11 protein-coding genes are annotated in these 8677 nt (G+C 57.6%); 3 read left to right on the top strand and 8 right to left on the bottom strand.

Going from position 1 to position 8677, the window contains the following annotated elements:
- Positions 1-2: 2 nt before the first annotated feature.
- Positions 3-302, bottom strand: a complete 300-nt coding sequence (locus HED64_RS16980; protein ID WP_168153156.1) for a putative phage holin — start codon at positions 300-302, stop codon at positions 3-5.
- Between the two features lie 208 nt (positions 303-510).
- Positions 511-786, bottom strand: a complete 276-nt coding sequence (locus HED64_RS16985) for a hypothetical protein (RefSeq protein WP_168153157.1) — start codon at positions 784-786, stop codon at positions 511-513.
- A gap of 327 nt (positions 787-1113) precedes the next feature.
- Between HED64_RS16985 and HED64_RS16990 the strand changes: the two genes are divergently transcribed.
- Complete coding sequence (locus HED64_RS16990; protein ID WP_168153158.1) at positions 1114-1476, top strand: hypothetical protein; 363 nt, start codon at positions 1114-1116, stop codon at positions 1474-1476.
- 88 nt (positions 1477-1564) lie between these two features.
- Here HED64_RS16990 and HED64_RS16995 read toward each other — a convergent pair whose 3' ends face one another.
- The 6 genes from HED64_RS16995 to HED64_RS17015 form a co-directional block, all read right to left on the bottom strand.
- Complete coding sequence (locus HED64_RS16995; RefSeq protein WP_168153159.1) at positions 1565-2008, bottom strand: hypothetical protein; 444 nt, start codon at positions 2006-2008, stop codon at positions 1565-1567.
- A gap of 326 nt (positions 2009-2334) precedes the next feature.
- On the bottom strand, positions 2335-2514 hold the full coding sequence (locus tag HED64_RS17000) for a hypothetical protein (protein WP_168153160.1): 180 nt from the start codon (positions 2512-2514) through the stop codon (positions 2335-2337).
- A gap of 33 nt (positions 2515-2547) precedes the next feature.
- A complete protein-coding gene (locus HED64_RS17005; RefSeq protein ID WP_168153161.1) occupies positions 2548-4272 on the bottom strand; it encodes a hypothetical protein in 1725 nt (574 codons plus the stop codon).
- A 12-nt stretch (positions 4273-4284) separates the two neighbouring features.
- Positions 4285-4665 carry a hypothetical protein gene (locus HED64_RS17010; RefSeq protein WP_168153162.1) on the bottom strand — a complete coding sequence of 127 codons (381 nt, stop codon included), beginning with the start codon at positions 4663-4665 and terminating at the stop codon, positions 4285-4287.
- Positions 4665-4799: a hypothetical protein gene (locus HED64_RS20105; RefSeq protein WP_281069257.1), complete on the bottom strand. Its 135-nt coding sequence runs from the start codon at positions 4797-4799 to the stop codon at positions 4665-4667. Before HED64_RS20105 ends, HED64_RS17010 begins: the two co-directional genes overlap by 1 nt.
- A gap of 186 nt (positions 4800-4985) precedes the next feature.
- Positions 4986-5189 (bottom strand): hypothetical protein, encoded by a 204-nt coding sequence (locus tag HED64_RS17015; RefSeq protein ID WP_168153163.1) that lies wholly within the window; start codon positions 5187-5189, stop codon positions 4986-4988.
- Positions 5190-6376: 1187 nt separating this feature from the next.
- Here HED64_RS17015 and HED64_RS17020 point away from each other — a divergent pair.
- Both HED64_RS17020 and HED64_RS17025 read left to right on the top strand, forming a co-directional pair.
- Positions 6377-6694 carry a hypothetical protein gene (locus HED64_RS17020; protein WP_168153164.1) on the top strand — a complete coding sequence of 106 codons (318 nt, stop codon included), beginning with the start codon at positions 6377-6379 and terminating at the stop codon, positions 6692-6694.
- Positions 6695-7051: 357 nt separating this feature from the next.
- Positions 7052-8512, top strand: coding sequence for a glyceraldehyde-3-phosphate dehydrogenase (locus HED64_RS17025; protein ID WP_168153165.1), 1461 nt, complete (start codon positions 7052-7054; stop codon positions 8510-8512).
- The last annotated feature ends 165 nt before the right edge of the window (positions 8513-8677 follow it).

The following is an 8677-nucleotide window of genomic DNA, read 5'->3' on the forward strand; positions in this document are numbered from 1 at the left end:
GATTATTTGCGGTGTCGTCTTTGCTCTCGGAAGATGGTCCAGCCGATGGCCCACACGGAACCGATCAGCAGGACATACAGCACGAGGTATACGTGGGCCCGTCCGGGGAAGGATGGGAAGAAGCTGCTGACGGCTGCCAGTGCGGTGATTGCTGACTGGGTGGCGAGTAATCCCATTAGGGCGCGTCCGGCTACGTAGTGCCTCCATGCGCCCCGGCCGAGTCGGTGCCAGCCGATCATCACGCCTAGCGTCGACAGGAATACGGCGAGGATCAGGATTCCGGTTATGGGTTGCAGAGTCATAGGGGCCTTTCCCGGAATTTGCCTGTGAATGAATCCGCTAGGCATTCGCTGAAGTGGTTGCGGTCGTTGATTTATTCGAGCCGTATTGACTGGTCGCGGGCTTCGGCGAACCGATCTAGGGCGGCTTTGTGTTCGACGGTGGCTTCGATTTTCGCGGCCAATGCTTCGTTGCTGTCGTCGGGGGTGTGTCGGAATCGTCGGAGCCATTTCAGACTGGGTCACCGTCCCGGGCCTGTTGGACGGCGCCCATCACCTTGATGACGGATTCACCGACCATGGTTTGTTTCTCGATGGTGCGGGCTTGAACGGCGTTGGTTTCTTTTTGTGTTTCCGCTGCGCTACGCCAGGGTTCTTTCACTTTGACCATCACGTCGTAGAGGCACTTGGCTACAAGCCTCCCGGTGAGGATCAGCCAGATGGCTAGTCCGAGCAGACTTGATGGGGTGAGGACGCCGAGTGCTTGCCAGGGGACTTCGTCAAGCAATGGGCACCGCCTTGAGGTTGGGCATGGTTGCCTTTCGGGAGGGGGCACTGGAAAAGCCCGCCACAGGATTGTGACGGGCACAGATAGTTGAATAATTCCGGTCAGAACTACACTTATCGAATGGGAAAAATTTGGACACTCGTGTTTTGCACCGGACTTGCGATCGGGTTCGTTGTCTGTTTCCTAATACAGGAAAAGTTATGGGCGGACGCTCGCCCGAGTTCCACTGTGGGCTTCAAGGAATGGCTTACCGCGGCTCTAGCGGGGGCTGCGCTCGTAGTGTCGCTCTCTGCGCTGAGTTTCAACCGGAAAAAATCTCGGCAAGACATGTTCCTGTCAATCCACAACAGCCTGATCTCCCTGGACATTCAAAACGGCCGGAGACTTCTCTTCAACAAGATCAACTCACCGGAGGACCCCAGCGAGTTACTGAGCTCCGACCCTCGAGCTTATGACCAAATTAACCGTGCACTGGCGATGTATGACGTCCTTGGCCTCTATGTGAAACGTAAGTATGTGGACAAGTCCTGGGTGATGGACGAGTGGGGTTCAGGCTTGGCAAAGGCGAGGGTCCCGGCCCTTCTTTTTATGGCGCATCGAGAGGCGATTGGTGTTCCCTCAAAATGGAAGAACTTTGATGCCCTCAGCTTGGAAGCAAAACTCGCGTATCGACAACCTGAAGACTCATAGTGCTCGCTGAGCGCCACCCCTGCAGATAGGACGGGCGCGTCCAAGGCCTTGCCACGTGCCAACGCTTCAGGTTTCTGGCGTCCGGAAGCTAGTCCATGTCACCAGAGATGAGATTGGGGTCACGTGCGTCGTGCGTTTGAACGATGGCATCTACGATGTCGTCTTGAGTGACAGATTTGCACTTCCCCGCCAACTTGAAACCGGTGTACACCCCAACCGCGATCGTAGCTATTCCGCACGCACCGTTAAGCGCTTCGGCGGACACTCCAAGGAACGGGCGAAACTCGGCCGTGATCATCGTCAAGATCAAAGTCAGCATGATGCCGAGCGGACCCTGCCATGCATATTGGGTCCGGTATTTTGGCAACATCCTGTGGAGTACGTTGTCGATCTTGTCTTTGGTGGTTGCCACTAGAACGACCCCAAGATTGCTCTGATAGGTCAATCTGTTGTTGAGGTCTTCTACCATGTCAATGTGCTGCGCGATCCTCGGCTGCGTAACCGGAAGTGAAGGACCGCCCTGCTCAGACACGGTGGAACTCAGGGTGGTTGAGAAGCCCCAGTGCGCCGAGGGCATACGTGCTCACAACACCACAATTTCCGCAGGCGACATACACCACAGGAATACTTGGACCGCCTCCCAAAACGATATTCGTGGACATGTCTTGAAGGTTGATCTGACCGAACCCGGGTTGAAGCGATTGCATACTCTCTCCGCAGCGATGGCAAGGCAGAGATACCTTGGTATTCAGTTGCTCGAGTATGAGCTCCATTTGTTTCGAGCTCATGAGTCGCTGGTCGTTCTGTCTTTGGTCCACCGTGTGATTAAACCTGAATAGCCGTCGTAACTCAAAAAGGCTAAACATTGTTATCTCCATTGGTCGATCCAGGCTGCGCATCGCCACGAACATCACGGTTCAGGGAGAAGGCGGATTCTGGGTTGAGCGTGGGGCTGAGGCATATGAAAGCGCTAGCCAGCGAGTATTTGTCTGCTTCGCCAAGTTCGTCGGCCACGATTTGACTATTACTGCTAATCATTGAGGTGCTCCTTGGATTGGTGCAACGGATCGGTCAGCTGACTTCGACGTATTCGGCCCGGGCTATCCATCGGATAGTTTTTCCCACTTCGCCAGTTCCATATAGCAGAAGACTGTTGACCGCCACCGCCGCATGAGCATTCCACGTCGAAGCCGCTGCATCGCCAGCGACAAGCACCGCAGCAGGCACCGACCCGCCGACCGCCACAGCAGCCCCCGTCCCGACCCGCTTCGCCACACCTCCAAGAGTCCATGCCTTGGAGTCGCCAGTTGCCGTGTCGCGGGCGGTGATCATAAATCGGTACTGGATCGTATGCCCTGGTTCGAGTGCAAACGAATTCGGGAAGCAAGCGGCGGCACCCGCGGTGGTCTGCAACTTGTCGATAATCTCCGAGGTCTGCGCGTCCCCTGGAACACTGAACGCACCATTAGCCCGACTGCTCTGCCCCGATTTACGGGCCACCGCTTGCAAGCCCATGGCATGCGAGTTCGAGCCGATTGCTTCACATAGACCGCCCATTGCGTAGGCGCCCTGCCCAGTCGCCTTGGATTGGTTACCGGAAGCATAGGAGTAGGTGTTGGTGGCCTCGTTGTAGTTGCCGAACGCCATCGCCCCGGCACCTGAAGCAATGTTGGATTGGCCGAAAGCCGACCCACTGTTTACTTGGTTCAGCGTTCCGGCAGCAAATCCTCCGGGGCCCGCAACTTTGTTGCTGGCACCGAACGCGGTTCCGCCACTGCCCGTAACTTCGTTGCCGTTGCCGCCAGTCGTTGCAAAGCCGCCCACGGCAACATCAATGATGTTGTTGAGTCCGCCGACACTGACGCAATAATCGCCGTTCTTGATCCAGTTGCCGTACCCACCAAGAATGATCGAGAAATCGCCCACGTCGATCTTGTGCACGGCACCCGAAAGAATGCCGTTGTGGGTCGCGCCCGCCCTGATGTATGAATGATCCGCGAGGATCACCGACTTAAGACCCGCGGCAACGTTGTCGTAATCAGCGACGTAAGAGTGGTTGGCGCGGGCGTTCGCATCCGGTTGAAGCAAGTCTGCAAGGTTGAGAGGGACGTTGCTTGCGGAAGTGTTTACGTTCTCGATGACCCCACGGCCAATTACGTTCTCTCGCCCAGGGTAGCCATCCCCGGCGATCACTGAACCGTGAACGTCTGGAGCAATTGCGTTGTCTGGGGAACCTGCCTTGAAGTTGAATCCGACCGACACCTGAGTGATTTCAATATCGTCAGTGCCAACAAAGTTGGCGTCCAATGCAAGTGCCGTGTCGCTGGTTGGATCGGTAAACTTCCCGGCCACCATGGCATCCGTCGGCGCCGTGGCCTCGGCTGCAGCAGCAACGGCCGTTGCCTTCGCGGCCTCGGTGGTATCTACCCAGTTCTGCACCATTGCCGCAGTCGTTTCTGCCGGGATCGCCGTAGTGAAGCGAGGTACCAAGTCAGAGGAATACGGGAGCGCGGAGGTGCCTGCCGGGACACCGATCAACTCCGACCAGCCCTTGCCGGACTGGTGATCGCGGAAGGTGACGCGGTACGCCCACTCCGGCTCCGGACCTGCCGGGGACACGTCAACATCTACCAGCGTGGCAAGACCATTGCTGATGCCGTACGTCTTCGGACCCGGGAAGACTGTCTTGGTGCCCTCCTGGCGCAGGGCGGTGGACTCGATTGTGACCTCACCGAAGAGGATCTCGTGTGCGGCGCCGCCGCCGAGCCGTCCATCAATTTCAATATTGCGTCCCAAAAGGGTTACCTCTTACGGTGTCACGACAGCGTCGTATATGGCTTGGATCTGTGTCTTCATGAAGGGCAAGTCCGCGAGCGAGGCAGTATGCTCCGTCTGCATGGCGGTGATGTCTGAAAGCGCGATGGTGTGGTTGGCCTGCGTCGCGACGATCCCAGTGAAAGCGGTGGTGCGCGCCGCTTGAGTGGTGACTATTCGGGCGAGAGTAGTCTGCGCCGCGATCAGGGCAGTTTGGATTTCTCCGACGTCGACCTGTTGCTCATCAATTGCCGCGGCCAGTAGTTCGAGCAGGCCGCGGACTTCGGCGATGGCTTCGAGGGTGCCGGCGTTATCGGTGGTGAATTCTCGTGAGGCTGCTACTGCTCGGAGGAGCGTGCTGCTTGATGTGCCCATTAGGTGTTGTCCACGGAGGCCATGCGCCATGAGCCTTGCAGGGTGAAGTCCGATCCTGCTAGCAGGCTGGTGTAATCGGGGGCCACGGCGGAGAGGGAGAAGTCTCCGTTCTCGTGGGCGAAGCCGGAGGCCATCGCTCCTACGTGTGCGGAGGATAGCGCCCCCACGTACCGTGGCCGGAACCCGGTGTGCAGGGTGCCGATCAGGACGTTGCCGATGTTGCCATTTGTGGGGACTGTGATTTGTGCGCCGTTGTAGACGATCCGAATTTGCAGGTCAACCCACCGTCCTTCCCTGCAGCAGGCGAGGGCGGTGACGTCTCAGTCGGAGGTGACGAGGTCCATGACCTGGTCAATCTTTCCGGGGCCAGCCCACCATTCGGTGGTGTAGGGCTCGCCTGCGGGGGAGAGCGCTCGGATCCAGTCAGCGATTCCGGAGAACCACTTGAAGAAGCCGCCACCCTGCCGTAGCGGGGATGCTGCGGTGGGGCTGTCTGGTGCGGCGCTGTGTGCTGGTGTGCTCACCACGTGCCTCCTAGGTCAAAGGCCCACTGGTCAAAGTCGGCGAAAGTATCTATTCCGTTGGCGATTGCCCACGTATCAAATTGGGCGTACGCGCCATCCTGTCCATTCAATCCGCCTATATCCCCTGCAACTAAAGGGATGCGGGCCTTTTTTGCGTCGTGCTGATGATGGACAAATAGGGCCAAATCATGGGGTCTGTGGGTTCTAAAGCGCCCCCAAAGTGACACCAAGTTGACCGTCGAGATGATCCGCCGGACGTATTCGTCTGGAACCTATCTCGTGATGTGTCGGTTCCACCGCGTGTTCTCGTCTTCAGGGAAATGGCGAGGTTCGAATTGCGACCGTCAATAAGAAGCTCCGAATACATCGGCACGACCAGTGTGCTCAGGGTTGTAGCCGTCATCCACTTCCAGGCTGAACCATACGATGGCAGTGTCGAGGCCGGGGCGTGTGGCATGATCGGCTTTCCTGTAGGACGCCTTGCGCACCAAAGGTTTAAGTTACAACAGCGTTATGAAAACCTAACAGTCGCGAAGTATTGGGCAGTTAGAATTACTGGAGTACTTGTTATTCAAACCCTTGGGGGAACCGTGAACGCGTGTGCCTCGTTAGAGGCAATCGCTGATCTTATTTCGGAGCGGGATAACCCGATCGACGTTTATGGTAATGAGAACGAGTCAGATCTGAATGAAATGGCAGAGCGTTTCGTAAGAGCGCTCAGCAGTAAGAAACAGGTAGCGGCACACCCGACGATGTGCCGCTACCTTCTTAAACGCCAGCCTTGGAAACGAACCATGCTTAACCCTCGGCAATTGGCCGGAAGATGATTTGAAGATGGATTCGTAGACTGCTTGGGAGTATCTCGCGTATAGGCGGTCGGTGTGACGCGCGGGTTTTCGAAAACCCGACTGCGCGCCATCCCGTCCATTCACTAAACCTGTAACCCCATGAATTTCAGGGGGTTACAGGCGCTTCTTTCGGCCAGAGATAAGGGTTTGTATGCCTGAATCCGTGGCACTATTTGCGCCTCGAACACGGGTCTATAGCTTGCGACCCTGAACGGCCTTAGCTGATGTTGTTCCTGCGCACTCGGGACCAGAACATCACGATTTCGCGTCCGGGAAACACCGTTGTCCCTAGCCTGGACAGCCCTCGAGATTCGGGGCAGTAGCACTAGACTTCAGGACATGGAGTGGCTCTACTGGCTGATTGGCATACCGGTGCTGTGTGTTGGCCTGCTCTGGGCTGCTTCTAAGTTCACCTTCCCCGGCGAAGGTACGGGCGGTGGCTCATCTGGTCTGTTCGATGCTTTAAACAACTTCTACATGCCTTCAGGCGCTGCAGCGCAGCAGGCCCTTGAAGAACAAAAGCGGCAAATTCATGAGTCCGCACAGGGGCAGGATAAGGATCCGCTGGAGGGTTTCATTCACCGACCACCTGCTCATCCTCACGAGCACGCCGACGGCACGGATGGGCCGCCCGTAGAGCCGTGGAGTCCGCGCTAGTCGCTAACTCGCACCATTTGTCTTCCCTGATTCGACCCCTCAACGGCTCTCTTGTGGCGAGGAGGGGACGGACGTATTTTCCGTGCAAAATCAGCACGCCGTTTTCGGCGGGCCACCTATCGAGACTGATCTCAACCTGCGCATCTGCCCCAGGGGGATGTGGGCGCATCGTTGATGTGAGAGACCTCACCGAAGCAAGGCGTGGTTCTTGGCGAGCACATACTAGAATGAAACGTGGGACATGGTCCCGCGGGGGAATGATCCTGACTACCCCTAGAACAACCGTTTCTGCAAAGGTGCTTTTACGGTAGCAACCGGCTTGAGGATCACTCGCCGGCTGATTTGGAAGGATTTTCAGTGACCCAGCAGTCTGTCGAAGCCCTACAGGAATGGAGCGGGCGCGAAGAGCTCGCCGAGGCCATGATTCCGTTGATCGGTCGTCTGTACCGCAACAACAACGTGGTGACCTCCATTTACGGCCGCAAGCTGATCAACCAGTCGGCCATCAACATCCTCAAGGCACACCGCGTGGTTCGCCGCATTGAAGACGCCGAGCTTCCGCTCGAGCAGACGATGCCCATTCTTCAGGCCATCGAGACGCTGAACCTGGGTGCAGTCTCCATCGATTTGGGCCGCCTAAACAAGAAGTTCGTCGAGTCCGGTTCCACGAACTTGATTGATTTCCTCACCACCGAATTGGGTGAAAAGGTCGGTCAGGCCGGTGCCACGGATGCCGAGCCCACCGACGTCGTCCTCTACGGTTTCGGCCGCATTGGCCGCTTGCTGGCTCGCATCCTCATTGAGCGCGGCGGTTACGGACTGCGCCTGCGCGCCATTGTTGTCCGCAAGGGTTCCGACGACGACTTGGTCAAGCGCGCCTCACTGCTGCGCCGCGACTCCGTCCACGGGCCTTTCGACGGTTCCATTACTGTCAACGAGGAAAACAACACCATCCTCGCCAATGGCACCCTGATTCAGGTCATCTACTCGAATGACCCGGCAACCGTTGACTACACCGCCTTCGGCATCAATAACGCGATCGTCGTTGACAACACCGGTCGCTGGCGCGATGAAGCTGGACTGTCCCAGCACTTGGCTGCCAAGGGTGTTGCCCGTGTGCTGCTCACCGCACCGGGCAAGGGCGATTTGAAGAACATCGTCCACGGCATCAACCACGCCGATATCACCGACGAAGACAAGATCGTCACCGCGGCTTCCTGCACGACCAACGCCATCACCCCGGTGCTCAAGGCCATGAATGATCGCTTCGGTGTCATCCACGGCCACGTTGAGACGGTTCACTCGTTCACGAACGACCAGAACCTCATTGACAACTTCCACAAGGGTGAGCGTCGCGGTCGTTCGGCTGCGCTGAACATGGTGATCACCGAAACCGGTGCGGCCAAGGCCGTAGCCAAGGCGCTGCCGGAACTCGAAGGCAAGCTGACGGGTAACGCCATCCGCGTACCGACCCCGGATGTCTCCATGGCAATCCTGAACCTCAACCTGGAAACGGCGACTACCAAGGAAGAGATCAACTCCTACTTGCGCGATGCTTCCTTGGGTGCCGAACTGCACAAGCAGATCGACTACATTGATTCGCCCGAGGTCGTTTCCTCGGACTTCGTTGGTTCACGCCGTGCCGGCATCGTTGATGGCCTCGCCACCATCGCCACCGGAAAGAACGCCGTCGTCTACGTTTGGTACGACAACGAATTCGGTTACTCCTGCCAGGTAGTCCGTGTCATCGAGACCATGGCCGGCACCCACCCGGTTGCTGTCCCAGCCATGGGCGCGCCAGCGGTCGCAACTGTCTAGTCCCAAGCATCACGCCTCGGCGTGGGCCTATAGGACATAAAGTGTGTCTGCCCCGGGTGTGTCACCCGGGGCTTTCTCATGTCAGGGCACGGTTTAGCAGGGCCGACCGGCCCATCCCTTCCTGGCCCAAAGACCTTCCTCCGGACTGAATCCCGTGCCCAACGT

The organism is Paeniglutamicibacter terrestris (genome assembly GCF_012271785.1).
Lineage (GTDB): Bacteria > Actinomycetota > Actinomycetes > Actinomycetales > Micrococcaceae > Paeniglutamicibacter > Paeniglutamicibacter terrestris.